At 58.4% G+C, this 16444-nt stretch carries 16 protein-coding genes; 12 read left to right on the top strand and 4 right to left on the bottom strand.

Translation table 11 applies throughout. The annotated features are described in order from the left end of the window. Window positions 1-235: 235 nt before the first annotated feature. A complete protein-coding gene (locus tag P8A25_RS03685) occupies window positions 236-1069 on the bottom strand; it encodes an FKBP-type peptidyl-prolyl cis-trans isomerase N-terminal domain-containing protein (RefSeq protein WP_022396036.1) in 834 nt (277 codons plus the stop codon). A 140-nt stretch (window positions 1070-1209) separates the two neighbouring features. Continuing rightward, window positions 1210-1797: a phosphoribosylglycinamide formyltransferase gene (gene purN / locus P8A25_RS03680; protein WP_102726386.1), complete on the bottom strand. Its 588-nt coding sequence runs from the start codon at window positions 1795-1797 to the stop codon at window positions 1210-1212. An 81-nt stretch (window positions 1798-1878) separates the two neighbouring features. Between purN and P8A25_RS03675 the strand changes: the two genes are divergently transcribed. From P8A25_RS03675 to P8A25_RS03655, 5 genes are all read left to right on the top strand, one after another. After that, window positions 1879-2988 carry an aminopeptidase gene (locus P8A25_RS03675; protein ID WP_022396034.1) on the top strand — a complete coding sequence of 370 codons (1110 nt, stop codon included), beginning with the start codon at window positions 1879-1881 and terminating at the stop codon, window positions 2986-2988. Continuing rightward, on the top strand, window positions 2985-3839 hold the full coding sequence (gene yaeI / locus P8A25_RS03670) for a phosphodiesterase YaeI (protein WP_404838766.1): 855 nt from the start codon (window positions 2985-2987) through the stop codon (window positions 3837-3839). Before P8A25_RS03675 ends, yaeI begins: the two co-directional genes overlap by 4 nt. An 18-nt stretch (window positions 3840-3857) precedes the next feature. Then, window positions 3858-5585 (top strand): cation:proton antiporter, encoded by a 1728-nt coding sequence (locus P8A25_RS03665; RefSeq protein ID WP_022396032.1) that lies wholly within the window; start codon window positions 3858-3860, stop codon window positions 5583-5585. A 3-nt stretch (window positions 5586-5588) separates the two neighbouring features. Further along, the gene (locus P8A25_RS03660; protein ID WP_022396031.1) at window positions 5589-6263 is read left to right on the top strand and encodes a TatD family hydrolase; all 675 of its coding nucleotides are present in this window, start codon (window positions 5589-5591) and stop codon (window positions 6261-6263) included. A gap of 94 nt (window positions 6264-6357) precedes the next feature. Further along, window positions 6358-7194 (top strand): hypothetical protein, encoded by an 837-nt coding sequence (locus tag P8A25_RS03655; RefSeq protein WP_102749493.1) that lies wholly within the window; start codon window positions 6358-6360, stop codon window positions 7192-7194. 101 nt (window positions 7195-7295) lie between these two features. Here the strand turns inward: P8A25_RS03655 and P8A25_RS03650 are convergent, their stop codons facing one another. After that, a complete protein-coding gene (locus tag P8A25_RS03650; RefSeq protein WP_404838765.1) occupies window positions 7296-8096 on the bottom strand; it encodes a LamG-like jellyroll fold domain-containing protein in 801 nt (266 codons plus the stop codon). A 361-nt stretch (window positions 8097-8457) separates the two neighbouring features. Next, window positions 8458-9003 (bottom strand): GNAT family N-acetyltransferase, encoded by a 546-nt coding sequence (locus P8A25_RS03645; protein WP_180971724.1) that lies wholly within the window; start codon window positions 9001-9003, stop codon window positions 8458-8460. A 200-nt stretch (window positions 9004-9203) separates the two neighbouring features. On the opposite strand from P8A25_RS03645, the gene P8A25_RS03640 reads away from it, so the two are divergent. From P8A25_RS03640 to P8A25_RS03610, 7 genes are all read left to right on the top strand, one after another. Further along, window positions 9204-10184: a hypothetical protein gene (locus P8A25_RS03640; protein WP_215443649.1), complete on the top strand. Its 981-nt coding sequence runs from the start codon at window positions 9204-9206 to the stop codon at window positions 10182-10184. Between the two features lie 23 nt (window positions 10185-10207). Further along, entirely contained in the window at window positions 10208-11038 is an 831-nt protein-coding gene (locus tag P8A25_RS03635; protein ID WP_215443647.1) for a hypothetical protein, read from the top strand. 130 nt (window positions 11039-11168) lie between these two features. Then, a complete protein-coding gene (locus tag P8A25_RS03630; RefSeq protein WP_215443645.1) occupies window positions 11169-11990 on the top strand; it encodes an SGNH/GDSL hydrolase family protein in 822 nt (273 codons plus the stop codon). An 87-nt stretch (window positions 11991-12077) separates the two neighbouring features. Beyond that, on the top strand, window positions 12078-13007 hold the full coding sequence (gene trxB, locus P8A25_RS03625) for a thioredoxin-disulfide reductase (RefSeq protein WP_404838764.1): 930 nt from the start codon (window positions 12078-12080) through the stop codon (window positions 13005-13007). 69 nt (window positions 13008-13076) lie between these two features. Next, window positions 13077-14456 carry an L-serine ammonia-lyase gene (locus tag P8A25_RS03620; RefSeq protein WP_102722766.1) on the top strand — a complete coding sequence of 460 codons (1380 nt, stop codon included), beginning with the start codon at window positions 13077-13079 and terminating at the stop codon, window positions 14454-14456. A 101-nt stretch (window positions 14457-14557) separates the two neighbouring features. Next, on the top strand, window positions 14558-15247 hold the full coding sequence (locus P8A25_RS03615; RefSeq protein WP_102722767.1) for a hypothetical protein: 690 nt from the start codon (window positions 14558-14560) through the stop codon (window positions 15245-15247). 155 nt (window positions 15248-15402) lie between these two features. Beyond that, window positions 15403-16413 (top strand): aspartate-semialdehyde dehydrogenase, encoded by a 1011-nt coding sequence (locus tag P8A25_RS03610; protein ID WP_022396022.1) that lies wholly within the window; start codon window positions 15403-15405, stop codon window positions 16411-16413. Window positions 16414-16444: the final 31 nt, after the last annotated feature.

The raw sequence follows: 16444 nt of genomic DNA, 5'->3' as shown, positions 1-16444 counted from the left end.
TTGCTTGTATTAAAAGTATTGCATTAATAATTTTTGAAATGGATGGAGAGATAGTTTAAAGAAGCCTGTTTTATTCCCCTTCATGATTTGCTTAAGAAGAGTCATTAACGAAAATAGGCTTGCCAACGGATTATAAATTCCCAGATTGACCGTTCACCCTCCTGATGAAGGCGGTACCTGCAAAAACAAAAAGGCCGTCCCCTCACGGGAACGGCCCTGGCTTGGAAATCTTACCTTATTGCTGCTGGGCGCCGCTCTGCTTGAGCATCTCCTGGAGCTGTTCCGGGGAAATGCTCATGGGACCGCCCTGGGGAGCCGGGGCTTCCGAAATGCCGTCCAGTTCCAGATCAAAGATGAGCGGGGAATTGGGCTCGATCGGAGCGCCGGGGGTGTTTTCACCGTAGGCCAGCTCGGAAGGGATGTACACGATCCACTTGGAGCCGACGGGCATGGTGGTCAGCGCCTCGGCAAAGCCGGGGATGACCTGGAGGGGAAGTTCCACGGATTTGCCCTTGGTGTCGTCAAACACGGTGCCGTCCAGCAGCGTGCCCTTGTACTTCACCTTGAACATGGGGTTCTTGAACTTCTTCTCGTCAAATTTTTCTTCGCCGCCCTTGTTCACCACCTTGTACTGGAGGCCGGATTTCGTGGTGGTCACGCCTTCCTTCTTGCCGTTTTCCTCCATGAACTTCTTGCTGGCTTCCAGATTGGACTTGGCCTTGGCGGAGATGCGTTCGTCAATCTGCTTCTGGAACGCGTCCAGGGCGGGTTTCAGCTGTTCCTGGTCCTTGGCGGGCTTGCGGACCATGCCGTCCTTGATGCCCTGAAGGAAGGATTCCTGGTCCAGGTCGTCAAAGGTAAGGGTGGGAATGGAGCCGAGCTGCTGTCCGCTCTGGAAACCCAGAAAATAGCCCAGGTCCTTTTTCATCTGTTCGGGAGACACAGTAATTTCTTTCTCTTGTTTGGGTTGGTCGGCCGCCGGAGCTTCGGCAGCCTTTTCTTGCGCGCCCGCCACACCCGCCAGAAGGGCGGAAACGGCAAACAGGGCGATGGAAGGGTTCATCTTCATGGTTGTTTTTTATCCTTTGTTTGAAAAGAGGACTCCTTTTTAACGGATTCCGTTCACAGAACAAGACAAGAGAATCAGTCATCCTGTCATCCGTTCCTCCAGGAGCGGCGGAACGTCCTCCGGTCAAAAGACGCAGCGGGTTATGCGAGCGTTTCCAGAACGCGGGCGATCATGGCGGGATAAAGGGCATGCTCCTGCACCTGAATGCGGGCGTGCAGGCTTTCCGGCGTATCCCCCGGCAGCACGGGCACGCGCGCCTGCCCCAGGATGGGGCCCGTGTCCATGCCGTCATCCACGTAGTGAACGGTGCAGCCGCTTTCCGCCGCACCGGCCTTCACGGCCTGCTCCCAGGCATGAAGGCCGGGGAAGGAAGGAAGGAGGGAAGGATGAATGTTCAGAATGCGGGAAGGGAATTCCTTCAGCAACGGATGCTTCACCAGGCGCATGAATCCGGCCAGGCAAACGCAGTCCACGCCGTATTCCTTCAGGCGCGCGGCGACGGCGGCCTGGGACGCCTCCGGGAATTTGGTTTTAAATCCCCCGCAGTCGATCACCTCCGCCGGGATGCCCCAGGAACGGGCGCGTTCCAGAATGTAGGCGTCCGGATTGTCAGACATCACCACGGCAATTTCCGCCCGGAGGGAGCCGGACCGGATGGCGTCATAAATGGACTGGCAGTTGGAACCGGAACCGGAACCGAGTATTCCTAATTTGGGCAACTTGGACATCCGGGGGATGAAACCACAGTTTTTTGCCCGTGGCAAGTCTCCGGCTTGACAAAAAGGCCCCGGTATTCGCCTAATAAAGGCATGAGAGACACCCGTTTTCAGGCCCTGGCGGCCCAGCTTGCAGGGTATTCCACCACCCTGCGTCCCGGAGACCGGGTTTTGCTGGAATTAACGGATATTCCGGAGGAAATGGGAATAGCCCTTATCCGGGAGGTGCGCGCCGCAGGCGCAATGCCCTTCCTTCGCCTGAACCAGTCCCGGCTGAACCGGGAAATGCTCTCCGGAGCCACGGAGGAGCAATACGGCATCATCGGCCGCCACCGCCTGGCGGAAATGGAGGAGATGGACGCCTATATAGAAATACGCGGCGGCGGGAACGCCTTTGAGCTGTCCGCCGTTCCCCAGAAGAATATGGCCGTTGCCATGAAGGCCCTGAACCCCGTCTCCCAGAGGCGCATCCGCCACACGCGCTGGTGCGGGCTGCGCTGGCCGTCAGAGGGAATGGCCCAGCAGGCCGCCATGAGCACGGAAGAGTTTGAGGATTTCTATTTCCGCACCTGCCTGATGGATTACGGCGCCCTGCGCCCCGCCATGCAGAAGCTGGCCGCCATGATGGAGGCGGCGGAACACGTGCGCATCACCGGACCGGGAACGGACATTTCCTTTTCCATCAAGGGGCTGCCCGCCATCCCGTGCGCGGGGGAATGCAACCTGCCGGACGGGGAGGTGTTCACCGCACCCGTCATTGACAGCGCCAACGGCCGCATTTCCTTCAACACCCCGAGCCTGTTCCAGGGTATTCCCTTTGACAACATCAGCCTGACGCTGGAAAACGGCCTGGTGGTGCATGCGGAGGCGGGGGACAAGACCGCGGAGCTCAACTCCATTCTGGATACGGACCCCGGCGCGCGGCGGCTGGGGGAATTCGCCTTTGGCGTCAATCCGGCCATCACCCGCCCCATGCGCAACATCCTGTTTGACGAGAAAATCTCCGGCTCCTTCCACCTGACGCCGGGACAGGCCTACCACGTGGCGGACAACGGCAACCAGTCCCGCATCCACTGGGACATGGTATGCATCCAGACGGCAGCAGCCGGCGGAGGCGATATTTACCTGGACGGCGTCCTGGTGCGCCGCAACGGCTTGTTCACCATGCCGGAACTGGCTATTCTCAATCCCGCCCAATCATGACTACGGACTCCACCCCCTCCAAAAAACGCTCCCTGCTCCGCAAACTCCTGTACGCAGCCGCGGCAGTCATTCTGCTGGGTTCCCTGCTGGCCTCCTACATGAACTGGGAGGCCAACCATCTGGAATTCAGTGAAAACACCGCTCCAGCGGGCTGCGTTCCGGGACTTTCCGGACTGCGCATCCTGGTGCTGTCAGACGTCCACACCAATCTTCCCCTGCTGGAAAAAGCGGCGGCCATGGCGGAACAGGCCAGGCCGGACATGATCGTGTTCCTGGGAGACCTGTACACGGATTTTCTGCGGGCCACCCACGCAGGAGACTACATCACGCAGATGAAACGGCTCTCTTCCATCGCCCCGGCCTACGCGTGCCTGGGCAACCATGACATGGCCCTGGTGGACAACGTGGAGCGCATCCTGAAGGAAGGCGGTTTCACCCTGCTGAGGAATCCCGCAGCCTTCGTCACCATCCCCAGGCTGGGGAACGCGGAGTTCAAGCTGGTGGGACTGGGAGACCTGCGCGAGGGGGACTTCTTTCCGGACCGGTGCATGAGTCCGCGGGAATTGGGGGAAGAATCCGTGATGCCCACCATCGTCCTGAGCCACAACCCCAAGGGGAGGGAATTGCTGGGCGGCTATCACTGGAACCTGATGCTCTCCGGCCATACGCACGGCGGCCAGATCAAACTGCCCTTCTTTTCCACCCCCCTGCTGACGTCAGAGGGGGAAACGATGTACTCCGGCTTCCATCCTTATGAAGACAAGCAGGTCTTCGTCACCCGCGGCATAGGCTACATAGGGCCGGGACGCTTCAACTGCCCGCCGGAAATCAACCTCATCACCATTCCGTAGCCCCTTTTCCCGACCGCCATGGTTCTCTCTCTGCTGGCTTCCGGAGGCCCCAACGCCGCGCCTCCCTTCTTCACCCTGCTCACCGTCGTCTTCATGGGCATCATTGCGATTGCCCTCATTCTGGCCCATTTCCGGCAGTCCCTGCTGGCGGGCTACTTCATCTGCGGGGTGATTCTGGCCAACTGCGGCATCCTGGACCACATCCCCAATTCCGACGTCAGCATCCAGGCCCTTTCCGAGGTGGGCATCATCCTGCTCATGTTCACGCTGGGCCTGGAATTTTCCATTGACGAGCTCAAGCACCTGCGGAAAACGGCCCTGGTCGGCGGCGGCATTCAGATGTTCATCTGCACCGCCGCCTTCGGCCTGGGGCTCCATTACGCCACGGGCATGGATATGAGCCATTCCCTGACAGTCGGGGCCATCATGGGCCTTTCCTCCACGGCGGTGGCGCTGAAATCCTTCCAGGAATTCGGCCTGAGCGGCACCTCCGGGGCAAAAATGGCGGTAGGCATCGCCCTGTTCCAGGACATTGCCGCCATCATGCTGGTAGCGATCATGCCGCAGATCTTCGCCGCCACGCCCGACTCCTGGGAAACCGCTCTCAACATCGGCATGGCCGTCCTGCGGGGGCTCGTCTTCCTGGGGGCCGCATGGCTGATCGGCCACTACCTGCTCCCGCGCATCATGCTGGCCGTGGCCCGGACCAAGAGCCGGGAGCTCTTCACCCTGATGGTCTTCGCCATCTGTTCCGGCATCGCCATGCTCGCCAGCCTGCTGGGCCTGAGCATTGCGCTGGGGGCCTTCACCGCCGGGCTTTTCGTCAGCAGCTCCTACTACAGCCACCGCGTCCTCAGTGAAGTGCTCCCCTTCAAGGACCTTTTCCTGACCATCTTCTTCGTTTCCGCCGGGCTGCTGATTGACATTGACGACCTGTGGGAGCACATCGGCCATGTGGCGACCTTCGCCGCCTTTGTCCTCGCGATCAAATTCGTGGCCTGCATCGTGGCCGCAAGCTTCCTGAAAATCCCCGGTCGCATGGGCATCATGGCCTCCACCGCGCTGACCAACGTGGGGGAATTCTCCCTGGTGCTCATTCCCTTCATGCAGGAAATCACCCCCATTCCGGCGCTGGTGACCACCAATGTGTACGCCATTGCAGCCGTCTCCATGGGCATGACGCCCCTGCTGATGAAGGCGGCGCGGAAGCTCACCCCCCTGCTGGTGCGCATTCCGGGCCTGAAGACAAAAAGGGAACGCCTCAGCGTGGAAACCATGATCACGCGCGTGGAGGGAATCAAGAACCACGCCATCATCTGCGGCTACGGTCCCGTAGGCAGGAGGCTGCATGAAAGCCTGTCCCAGTACGGCATCCCCTGCATCATCATCGACCTGAACGCGGACACCGTCAAGACCCTGCTCAATGACGGCCATCTGGCCTTCCTGGGGGACATCCAGCACCAGATCACCATGGACCTGGCGGGAATCCGCACCGCACGGCTGATCGCCTTCACGTTCCCGGACCCCGCCCCGGCCCTGTCCACCTACATGCAGATCAAGGGCGCCAACGCGAACATCACGGTGATAGCCCGCGCCAAATTCCGTTCGGAAGTGGCTTCCCTGCATCATGCGGGCATCGCCAACGTCATCCATGATGAAATGGAAACGGGCGCCGCCGCGGTGCGCCTGGCAAAGCTGAGCTTTGATATTATTGAACCCGCAGACGCGCCCACGCTGTCCCATTAAACAATGACGAATCTTCCGGACGCCCACACCCACCCCGCTCCTGCCGCACCCGGCACGGCGCCGCGCTTCATCTGCGGCACCTCCCCGGCGGACTGGGAGCAGGTGGCCCTTCTGGCGGAACGGGATAAAAACGTCACGCCTTTCTTCGGCATTCATCCCTGGCGCCTGAACCCGGCTGCATGGAAGGAGGAAATGCGCCTGCTGGAATCCTTCCTGAAAAAATTCCCCCGTGCGGGCATTGGGGAAACGGGGCTGGACAAGTGCCGCCGCGGCATTCCGGGGCTGCCCCTACAGCGGGAAGCGCTGAAACAGCACCTGGAGCTGGCCGCGCGCCTGAACCGCCCCGCCGCCCTGCACTGCTGCCGCGCGTGGGGCACGCTGGCAGGAATGCTGAAGGAATATCCCCGGCTGAAAGCCGTGCTGCACGGCTGGACGGGTGCCCTGAACCCCGGCGCGCAGCTCCCTTCCGGCAACTGGCTTCTCTCCGTGGGGCCTCGTGAAATGGATCGCCCGGGCCTCCTTTCCTCCATCCCGCTCCATCGGCTGGCGCTGGAATCGGACGAACACCCGGAGGCCTTGCCGGAGCTTTACCGGAACGCCGCGCAAGCCCTCTCCATGAAAGAGGAAGAACTGGCCGCCCTGGTTGCGGACAATATGGAGAGAATCTCCGCCCGCTAGCCGCCGGAAGGCGCAACGCCCTGCCGGAACGCGGGTGGCAGGAAACAGCGGCTTTTTTCCTTGGCAGGCTCCTGCCGCCGGCTATCATGCGGGCATGGGCCTTTTTCAGGATCAAACCAGTTCTCTGTCGGAAATCAAGCGGCTTGCCGCCCTCGTCATGGATCCCTCGCGCAGGGATGAAATCGGTCCGGACCAGTGGCCCCTGGCCATGATCGCCTATGGGCTGGTCACCTGCAATGAAATGGGCAGGGAAGAAGAAGGCGTCACCATTTACAACATCTTCCAGTCCTGCTGCGCACCGGACGCGCGGCGCAAATGCGCGCTGCAACTGGCCACCTTCATCCGCCAGCGCAAGGGGGACGGATGGCGGGCCCTCCTGCCCTTCTCCATGACGGATGAGGCCCCGGACATCCGCCGTCAGGCCTCCTTCCTGATTTACACGCTGGCCTCCCCCAAACCGGAGGAACGCTTTCCCGGAATCGCCGGGCTGGCAGACATCATCTGTGCGAATCCGCTACCCGGCCAAGCGAGCATGGCCCCAGCGCTGGACGCCCTGATGAGCCTGGGCGACATGCGGTTTGCCCCTTATCTGGCCTCCATCTCCAAAAAACTTCCTTCCGAACGCCTCGCGGACCTGCTGGCCGGAACGGAAGCCATTCCCACGGACCTGGGCTGCGGATGGCTGCTGGATGTTCTGGACGAACGTCCGGAGCTTTCCTCCGCCATTGCAGCGGTACTGGCCGGAATGCCGTCCAGGGCCGGAGAAGTCCTGGATGTGGTGGTGCCCATCCCCTCCTGGCAATTCACCAACTCCGCCGTTCAGCCGCTCCATTCCTGGAGCATTCCCGAATACCGGCTGCGCATGAGGGAACGGCTTTCCAGGCGCCTTGGACCGGAAGAACAGGAAGCCGTTGACCGGGCATGGAGCTGATTCTCCGCGCCCTGCGGACCAAGGCCCACTTCGTTTATAAATTAAAAGAGCCGTTCCACGGAAATGAGGAACGGCTCTTTTAATGTTCAGAAAAACCAAGCTCAGGCACGTTTGCGGCGCACCAGGAGCGCCGTCAGCCCGAGAAGCCCCAGCGTAGCGGTGGCCGGTTCCGGGATGGACAAGGGCATGCCGTGCGTATCCAGGTAGGCAAAATCGTTTCCGTTCAACACGCTGTCGTACACAGCCAGGTTATCGACGAAAAGGCCGTTGGCCCCAGGATTGTGATCCCCGCTCCCCTTGATGCTGGTAACCTTGGAATCACCGGAAAGACTCGTCGTGACCGTTTTGACAAGCTCGCCATCGTGGTAAACCTGCATCTCATTTCCCTTGAACGTCAGTCCAAGGTAGTTCCATGTATCATCAGAAGCAGCAAACAACTCGGTTCCGTCCGGGAATCCGATATTCCCCCCGTTGTAAATCACCCATTTATTGGCGGCCGTCATCTCCACCCTGATCGTCGTGCCCGCTATCGTCATGGAAAAAGCATCCTTCCAGTCAGCACTGGAAGAACTGTAATACATGTGGATGCCCACGCTGAAACCGGTGGCAAAATTCAGGCCGTCAATGCCATTGGTGCTGGTGATGTTGAACGTTCCACCGTTGGGACAGTGGGAATAACCGCCGTCCGTCATGGGTGTAATACTATTACTCCAATTGATGTACCCGGTCGTTTTTGAAATGGCAGTGGAACCGCTTCCCAGATTGATGAAATTCTGATTGCTCCCAAGCTGGTTGAAATCCAGTCCGTACAACAGGGAAGAAGCCTGTACGCCGGAAATGAGGCATAAGGCTGCCGCCACTGCCGTTCCCTTGAAAGTTAAATGGCCATGGGGATTGAACATGCGTCCACTGAAACGGATAACAAATCCGGTATTTGAAAAAAACAAGCAGTAAATGATGAAATAAATTGAAATAGAACAAGGAACCGCCTGTTCTTTTTCTTAAAGAAGCGGTTTTAAGGAAGGCCGCCGCTCTATTAAAAGAGAAATATAAATCTTTACTTATCAAAAATACACGCTTGACACCGGATTTGTTATCCGTTGGCAAATCATTTCCCATCATACTCAATCCTCCCGGCATTTTGAACGCACGGAAACGATGTGACAGGATCAGGAAATAAAAACCAATACGCTAAAACGGAAAGGAAGAAGACGCCGGATTCAACAGCTCTTTTTCCGGCGGGCCCTTTTCCCGGAAATGCGCCTACCTCGCCACCACGTGATTGTGGTGGAAATCAACAAAGCTCCGGTACGTTTCCTCGTCCAGCAAGGTTTCATGCGTCATCAGCAGGAGGGGGAAAGGCTTCCCTTCATCCGTATAAGGGGGATGAATGTAATCAAACTGGGGATTGGGCACAAAGCCGTGCCGCTGGTAAAACCCCAGGCGGCGGCGTGAAATCCCGTCCTCCGGAGGATCAATCTCCAGAATAACCTTGTGGGGAAAAGCGTCCCTCAATTCTTCCAGAATCCTTTGGCCGGCGCCCTGTCCGCGCAGGGAGGCATCCACGGCGAAATATTCCAGATACACGAATGCCTCACGCTGCCAGCTCACCAGCATGGCAACCACCCGGCCTGCCCCGTTTAAAAATACCTCATAACAAAAACCCGGGTCTTGAAACGCCAGCGGAAAATCCTGGACGCGCCGCTGTTCGTGCACCGGAAAACTTGTCCGGTAAATATCCAGGGAATCCAGGAATAGAGGATCATCCACTCCTGTCACACGGTGCTTGGTCAGCGATTCAGGCTTCATGCCCCATATCCAACCACACCCGTCTTCCTTCGGCAAGGCTCCCGGAAAAACTTCCCCAGTCATGCAACAACACGGCCAGACTTAACCCATTCACCTTCCAGACGATTCACTACTTTTCTAACATATTATATAAACCGTTGACAATAAATAAAATAAGAAGATAGAGTGATAAGAGTGCAAAAATAGTTCATCCATCCTCCATGTTTATACCGATTCTCCGCCTTTTATTTCTTCTGCTGTTCCTGGTATTTCCGGGAGGCGCCAATACGGTTCTTCATGCGGAAGAAACTCCAGACATGGACGACTGCTCCCTGTATATTGAATCAAAGACGGATGTGGCGTCCGCCCAATGCATGATTGACGGAGGAAACCAGGAAGACGACAAAAAACGGACTGATGTGGGTATTGGAGAAGAAGTTGAACTGACCTTGACCGGGAAGCGGTTAAAAGAGGTGGATTTGGATTCCATAGAATGGACCATGGAACCGGATAATCTGGCCACCGTTGAAAAATCGGAGGATGGAGATAATCAGGCAATTCTAACCATCAACAAGGATATTACTGAAAACAAGATTCTTACAATCCGAGTCAAAACAAATCTCGACGAAGAGCTGCCGGAGAGAAAACCTCTGATTCTTCATATTTTTATTCCATCTGAAATCATGGCAGTACATACGGGGAAACGAATGCCCAAGTGTGCAGCAGATGGAGAAAAAGACCATGCGGGAGCATCCACCGTCCTGGATTTAACCCTGCATCCATTAAAAGTGAGTTTCAGTAATATCGCCTTCATTGAACGGGCGAATGATCCGGAAGGATTCAAACCGGAACATGATCCCGGCGCCGTTTTGTTCCGCCCCAACGCCAAAAACAAGGCAATTCCCAGTGACTATATCGGATGGAAGTTTAAACCCGGAATTCGATTGCCCCAATTGCAGGCTTCCAATCTTCCCAAGCCCTTTTCATGGGCATGCGGCTGGTATGTCCGTTCCGATGACAAGGACTGCCTTCTGATTCATGGCAAACCCTATCCCCAGGATTTTAATTTTACTTATGACGGAGAAGAAACCGATGAGAATTCTCCAACCAAAGGATTACAAAACGTCAAAGTAACCGTCTCCAAATTCCGCCGCACCGTGACACGCAGTACGGCAGGCAAAGCGCTTCATACCAACTCATAAATAATCCTTTTCCATATCATTCCATGAACCCTGTTTATGTACCTATTCTCCTGGCTTGGACGGCCCTCCTTTTGTTCCATTCTCCCGCTTTCTCCGATATCCGCCTGCCCATTCCCTCAGCCACCAGGAACCTTAACAAGCAGAACACGAAACTGCTCCAACTTAAAAGACTGCTCGACGAGGACAGCATCATTCCCTTCTACCAGGAAGCCGACAAAATGCTGAAGGAGGCTAGCCTTTACAGAAAAAAAAATGTCACTCCACAGGAATTGACCGACGGCCTCTTCCTGTGCCGCCTGATTGCGACCGCGCCATTCATCGACGTTAACCGGCACAGCAACGTCATGTGGCTGATGAACCACACTAACCTGGACTATAAAGTTAAAGATTTCATGTCCCGGAGCATGCCGCTAGCCGCCTTAACGGACAAGCATTCCACCTTGCCGGAAAAGGAGGAAGCGCTGCGGTTTTTTCTAACAGCGAGAGCACTGGTTCTCCAGCAATTCCGGAGCAGTTTCGATCACGCCTTTGAGGCCACCTGGATCTGTTCGGAAATGCTTCTGGACCATGCCCCCCAGCTCACCGGCGACCGGGAAGCAGCCGGCGAATTCGCCAACAGGCTCGCGACCAACGAGGCAAGAAACAATAAACTTAAGAACATCATACCCAGAAGGGAAAGAATATTCGTCCGCGAATTAATGCAGTGCTTCCCGACCAAAGCGATGGAAGTTAAAAAATACCTCCGCATGGCCGGCTACGGCGACAAGGATATCCCCGCCCTCCTTGACAGGACCGTCGGCAGGATTCCTGAAGCCCGGTACCTGTACAAGGGTTTGCCGAAACGGAAGGATTGAACGCTTCCCCTTCATCTCCATTCAATTCACGTTTTACCTGATGCATAAAGAGAAGTGGCGTGCTTCATGAAATCCATTTGAAGTTTCATTCCGGAAACATTAGAATTCAGCTAAAGCCATGATGCCGCCCATGAAAATTTTCCCGCTGCTGTTTTTCACCTGGGCAGCTTTTCCCTGCACCCTCCAGGCGCAGGAAAAACCGCAAGGGGAAAGCCCCTGGCCGCGCTGTGCCCCTGCACGTTCCGGGAGCCATATTCTTTTCCTGGGAAACAGCTATACGTTTTTCAACCGCATGCCCGCCATGGTCAAGGCCATGGCTGACACCAAAGGATTGCGGCCGGACGTGCACATGCACGCGGCTCCGGCAGCCTCCTTCCAGTCCCACTGGAATGACGGGCGCGCCCGTGAAAAGCTGGAAGGAACGGCCTGGGACTTCGTCATTCTCCAGGACCAGAGCGCCACTCCCGTCGTGGCCCCGGAGCGGACCATGGAATTCGGCGGCAAATGGTGCTCCCAGGTACGCGCCGCCCAGGGAACGCCCGTCCTGATGCTGACGTGGGGAAGAAAGGACGCCTCCAGCGTTCCGGACCCGCAGGAGCAAAAAGCCCTCCTCGCCACGTATTTGAATCTCGCCCGGAAGGAAAAAGCCGCCGTGGCCCCTGTGGGAATTGCCTGGGAAAACTGCCTCAGACGCCATCCGGGGATTGCCCTGTACCAGGCGGACGGCCAGCACCCAACGGAGGCGGGAAGCTACCTGGCGGCCTGCGTGATGTACTGCACCCTGTTCGGAAAGTCTCCGCTGGGCCTCCCGGCCAAACTGTCCCTGAAAGGAGTGCGGCTGTGCAGCCTTCCCGCAGACAGGGCCAAAATCCTGCAAACCGTCGCCAGGGATACGTGCAAACAGCTCTTTTCCGCTTCTGCCGGAAGCCGCCCCGGAACCGCCGGACCATAGGCCGCCGCTCTGCTGCCGCATAGCGCAAAATCTACTCGCAAAACGGGCGCCGTTCCTTTAACCTTGCGGCGATCACTTACACATATTATGAGCGAACAAGTCATTATCATCGGCGCAGGCTGCGCAGGCTACACGGCGGCCATTTACACCGCCCGCGCCAATCTCTCTCCGCTTCTCATTACGGGCTCCCAGATCGGCGGCCAGCTGACCACCACCACGGAGGTGGAAAATTTCCCGGGCTTTCCGGACGGCGTGATGGGGCCGGACCTGATGTTCCTGATGCAGCAGCAGGCGGAAAAGTTCGGCACCCGGTTTGCGTATGAAGACGTCAAGAGCGTCATCAGGGATGAAGCCACCGGGCTGTTTACCGTGAAGACCAGCGGCCAGAATTACGAAGCCCGCAGCATCATCGTGGCTACGGGAGCTTCCGCCCGCTACCTGGGCATACCCGGGGAGGAAGGGCTGGTAGGCCACGGCCTCACCGCCTGCGCTACCTGTGACGGAGCCTTTTACCGGGACGTGCCCGTGTGCGTGGTGGGCGGCGGAGACAGCGCCTGTGAAGAAGCCATGTTCCTGACGCGCTTCGCCTCCAGAGTGTACCTGATCCACCGCCGGGACACGCTCCGCGCCTCCAAAATCATGGCGGAACGCACGCTGTCCAATGAAAAGATTTTCCCCATGTGGAATCCCACCATCGTGAGCTACAAGACGGACGACAAGGGAGAACTGGAAGCCGTCATGCTGAAGGATCTGGTGGAAGGGGATGTAACGGAACTGCCCGTCAAGTGCGTCTTCATGGCGATCGGCCACACGCCGAATACGTCTTTCCTGGGAGATCTGGTGGACCGGGACGACGCCGGCTACATCATCCGGGACCCCGGCCTGATGGCGACCAAGACGCCGGGCCTGTTCGCCGCCGGAGACGTGGCGGACCCTCATTACCGCCAGGCCATTTCCTCCGCCGGCATGGGCTGCGGCGCCGCCATTGAAGCGGAACGCTACCTGCTGGGGCTGTAAGCCCATCTTCCGGAACGGGGCGGAGTTTCCGCGGGAAATCCCGCCCCGCCCCGCTACAGGAAAACGGACATGCACCATTACAGCATTTTTGAGCTTTTCAGCATCGGGATAGGCCCCTCCTCCTCCCATACCGTAGGCCCCATGCGGGCGGCGCACCGTTTTCTGGAACAGATACGCCATTCTCCGCGACTGCCGGAAATTACGGGCATCCGCTGTGAATGCTACGGCTCCCTGGCGGCCACCGGCCACGGGCACGGCACGGACACGGCCATCATGCTGGGCCTGCTGGGGGAAGAGCCCCACACGGTGGAGCCGCGCAGCATTCCCGGAAAAATCGCCCGCCTGCACCAGCAGGAAACGCTCCCTGTCACGGAGGAAAAAACCGTCCGTTTCTCCCCCACCCGGGACCTGGACCTTTCCCACTACCAGCCCCTGCGCCTGCACCCGAACGGGATGCTGTTCACCGCCGTCAACCAGGAGGGAGAACCGGTGGAAGACGCCGTGTTTTATTCCACGGGGGGCGGCTTCGTCGCTTCCGAGCAGGAGCTTCTGCATCCGGAGGAACCGGACCGAGAACCGTTCCCCCTCCCCTATGAATCCGCGGAAGAACTGCTGCGCATGGCGGATGAACGGGAATGCCCCCTCTCCTCCATCGTCATGGCCAATGAATGCGCCCTGCTTCCGGAACGGGAAGTCCGTGAAAAGCTGGACCTGATCTGGGCCACCATGAAGCAATCCATTTCCAGCGGCATGAGCGCGCGCGGCAACCTGCCGGGCGTCCTGCAAGTGCCCCGCCGCGCCAAGACGCTCCGCAAATCCCTTCTGGTGCATGGAGAATCGGCCCTGAAAGACCCTCTCTCCATCATGGACTGGATCAACCTGTACGCCATTGCCGTGAGTGAGGAAAACGCGGCCGGCGGCCGCATCGTCACCGCCCCCACCAACGGAGCGGCGGGGATTGTTCCGGCGGTTCTCAACTACGCCACCAAATTCTGCGTTTCACCGTATCCGGACGCCGTGCACCGCTTCCTGCTCACCGCGGGTGGCATCGCCATCCTGTACAAGAAAAACGCCTCCATCTCCGGCGCGGACGTCGGCTGCCAGGGGGAGGTGGGCGTGGCCTGCTCCATGGCTGCGGCCGCGCTTGCGGAGTACCTGGGAGGAACGCCCCACCAGGTGGAAAACGCCGCGGAAATAGGCATGGAACACAATCTGGGCCTCACCTGCGACCCGATCGCTGGGCTTGTCCAGATACCCTGCATTGAACGCAACGCCATCGCCGCCATCAAGGCCATCAACGCCGCCCGCATTGCCCTGGGCGGCACGGGCGCCCACTTCGTCCCTCTGGACAAGGTCATCCGCACCATGCTGGACACCGGAAGGGACATGCAGTCCAAATACAAGGAAACCGCCCAGGGCGGCCTGGCCGTGAACGTGGTGAATTGCTAAAGGGAAACGGAAATCATCCCATGGGATTCCATGTGCGTCTGTTCCGGTAAAAAACACTCCGGCGGGTTGACAGACACGGGGAGCAAAGGTAGGGTGCGGGCATGTTTTCACGCCTTTTTCTCGCTCTGGCCCTGCTGGCGGGCGGCACGGGACTGTCCCAGGCCGTCCACGTCGTCATGTGCGGCGGTCCCGCCCTCAGACAATGGGAAGGACTGAGAATACAGCCTGACAGGCATGACAACTGGTGGGCCAACTTTGTAAGGGCCTCCACCATCCGCATCGCCCAGATCCAGCAGAAGGACCCCTCCGCCAGAATCACCTGGATCGTTTACCGTCCGGGCTATGCGACACGGGGCAGGGAGGACGGCAAGCCCTATACCCGCTGGATTGCCGACCTGGCTTCCAAGTACAAGATCAAGCTCGTCTGGGTGGACAGCGCGGACCAGGCCATCCGGGCGCTGAATTCCTCCCCGCGCTTCCGCGGAGACTTCGTGGAATCCTTCTACTACTTCGGCCATTCCAACTGTTTTGCATGGATGCTGGACTACGGCAACAACATCATGGCCGTCTCCACGGAATGGATTCATGAAACAGACCTGAACCGCATCCGCCGGGACATTTTCACCCCGCGGTCCGACTGCTGGAGCTTCGGCTGCTACACGGGGGCCAGTATGTCCGGCTGGTGGAAGCGCATCGTGGGCGTTCCCCTCTGGGGCAACACGGAATCCACCCGCTACGGCCCTGTCTCCGACGGCAGGCTGCCGGAAGGCGTGGGCAAATGGGTTAAATAGGCATGTAATAGTTAACAGTAAATAGTTAATATTGTTTATACCTTGCATATTGACCTGCGCTGTTCATCTGCTGCCGATCCCGTATTGCCTTTCCGGGAAAAAACCTTTATCATCATACCCATGCGGACCGAATTCCGCCATTTTCTGACACAACCATGAACCAAGCACCCCATGTTGCCATCGTCGGCGCCACCGGAGCGGTGGGCGTTGAGATCCTGTCCTGCCTGGAAACACGCAACTTTCCCGTAGGCTCCCTGAAGCTTCTGGCCTCCGCCCGGTCCGCCGGAAAACAGGTCGCCTTCCGGGGAGAAATGCTGACTGTGGAAGAATTGACGGAAAAATCCTTTGACGGCGTGGACATCGCCCTGTTCAGCGCAGGCGGCGGCATTTCCCTGAAGTTCGCCCCCATTGCCGCGGCCGCGGGCTGCGTGGTCATCGACAATTCCTCCGCCTTCCGCCAGGACCCGGACGTGCCCCTGGTGGTGCCGGAAATCAACCCGGAAGCGGCCCTCAACCACCCCCGCAACATCATCGCCAACCCGAACTGCACCACCATCATTACGCTGATGGCCCTCTTCCCCCTGCACCAGCGCTTCGGGCTGAAAACCGTCATCGCCTCCAGCTACCAGGCGGTTTCCGGAAGCGGGCAGCACGGCATTGCGGAACTGGAATCCCAGGTGCGCGCCGTGGTGGACGGCCATCCCGTGGTGAAAAACGTTTATCCGCACCAGATCGCCTTCAACCTTCTTCCCCAGATCGACTCCTTCACGGAAAGCGGCTACACGAAGGAAGAGCTTAAAATGCTCAATGAAGGCCGCAAAATCCTTTCCCTTCCCGACCTCAAGGTGACGTGCACCTGCGTGCGCGTGCCCGTGTACCGCTCCCATTCCATTTCCGTGACTGCCCAGTTTGAGCAGCCCGTGGATGTGGAAACGGCCCGGCGCGCCTATGACGGAAAACCCGGAGTCGCCGTGATGGACAATCCCTCGGAAGGCGTGTGGCCCACCCCGCTGGACAGCACCAACGGGGACACCTGCTACGTGGGGCGCATGCGCATGGACATGGCGATCGACAATGCCCTGACCCTCTGGGTCGTGGGCGACCAGGTCCGGAAAGGGGCAGCCCTGAACGCCGTACAGATTGCGGAACTTCTGGTCGGCCGCTGAATTATATCTACTATCCCCGCACCCATTCCTT

It is taken from the genome of Akkermansia sp. BCRC 18949, from assembly GCF_045011645.1.
Lineage (GTDB): Bacteria > Verrucomicrobiota > Verrucomicrobiia > Verrucomicrobiales > Akkermansiaceae > Akkermansia > Akkermansia massiliensis.
This window is presented reverse-complemented; position numbering and strand designations above follow the sequence as displayed.

What these genes read in the sequence shown, in the direction of transcription:
- P8A25_RS03655 (WP_102749493.1), top strand. Translation starts at nt 6,358, where the DNA reads ATGGGCCTTTTTCAGGATCAAACCAGTTCTCTGTCGGAAATCAAGCGG.
- P8A25_RS03650 (WP_404838765.1), bottom strand. Translation starts at nt 8,096, where the DNA reads ATGTTCAATCCCCATGGCCATTTAACTTTCAAGGGAACGGCAGTGGCG.
- yaeI (WP_404838766.1), top strand. Translation starts at nt 2,985, where the DNA reads ATGACTACGGACTCCACCCCCTCCAAAAAACGCTCCCTGCTCCGCAAA.
- trxB (WP_404838764.1), top strand. Translation starts at nt 12,078, where the DNA reads ATGAGCGAACAAGTCATTATCATCGGCGCAGGCTGCGCAGGCTACACG.
- purN (WP_102726386.1), bottom strand. Translation starts at nt 1,797, where the DNA reads ATGTCCAAGTTGCCCAAATTAGGAATACTCGGTTCCGGTTCCGGTTCC.
- P8A25_RS03645 (WP_180971724.1), bottom strand. Translation starts at nt 9,003, where the DNA reads ATGAAGCCTGAATCGCTGACCAAGCACCGTGTGACAGGAGTGGATGAT.
- P8A25_RS03685 (WP_022396036.1), bottom strand. Translation starts at nt 1,069, where the DNA reads ATGAAGATGAACCCTTCCATCGCCCTGTTTGCCGTTTCCGCCCTTCTG.
- P8A25_RS03615 (WP_102722767.1), top strand. Translation starts at nt 14,558, where the DNA reads ATGTTTTCACGCCTTTTTCTCGCTCTGGCCCTGCTGGCGGGCGGCACG.
- P8A25_RS03675 (WP_022396034.1), top strand. Translation starts at nt 1,879, where the DNA reads ATGAGAGACACCCGTTTTCAGGCCCTGGCGGCCCAGCTTGCAGGGTAT.
- P8A25_RS03635 (WP_215443647.1), top strand. Translation starts at nt 10,208, where the DNA reads ATGAACCCTGTTTATGTACCTATTCTCCTGGCTTGGACGGCCCTCCTT.
- P8A25_RS03620 (WP_102722766.1), top strand. Translation starts at nt 13,077, where the DNA reads ATGCACCATTACAGCATTTTTGAGCTTTTCAGCATCGGGATAGGCCCC.
- P8A25_RS03660 (WP_022396031.1), top strand. Translation starts at nt 5,589, where the DNA reads ATGACGAATCTTCCGGACGCCCACACCCACCCCGCTCCTGCCGCACCC.
- P8A25_RS03665 (WP_022396032.1), top strand. Translation starts at nt 3,858, where the DNA reads ATGGTTCTCTCTCTGCTGGCTTCCGGAGGCCCCAACGCCGCGCCTCCC.
- P8A25_RS03630 (WP_215443645.1), top strand. Translation starts at nt 11,169, where the DNA reads ATGAAAATTTTCCCGCTGCTGTTTTTCACCTGGGCAGCTTTTCCCTGC.
- P8A25_RS03640 (WP_215443649.1), top strand. Translation starts at nt 9,204, where the DNA reads ATGTTTATACCGATTCTCCGCCTTTTATTTCTTCTGCTGTTCCTGGTA.
- P8A25_RS03610 (WP_022396022.1), top strand. Translation starts at nt 15,403, where the DNA reads ATGAACCAAGCACCCCATGTTGCCATCGTCGGCGCCACCGGAGCGGTG.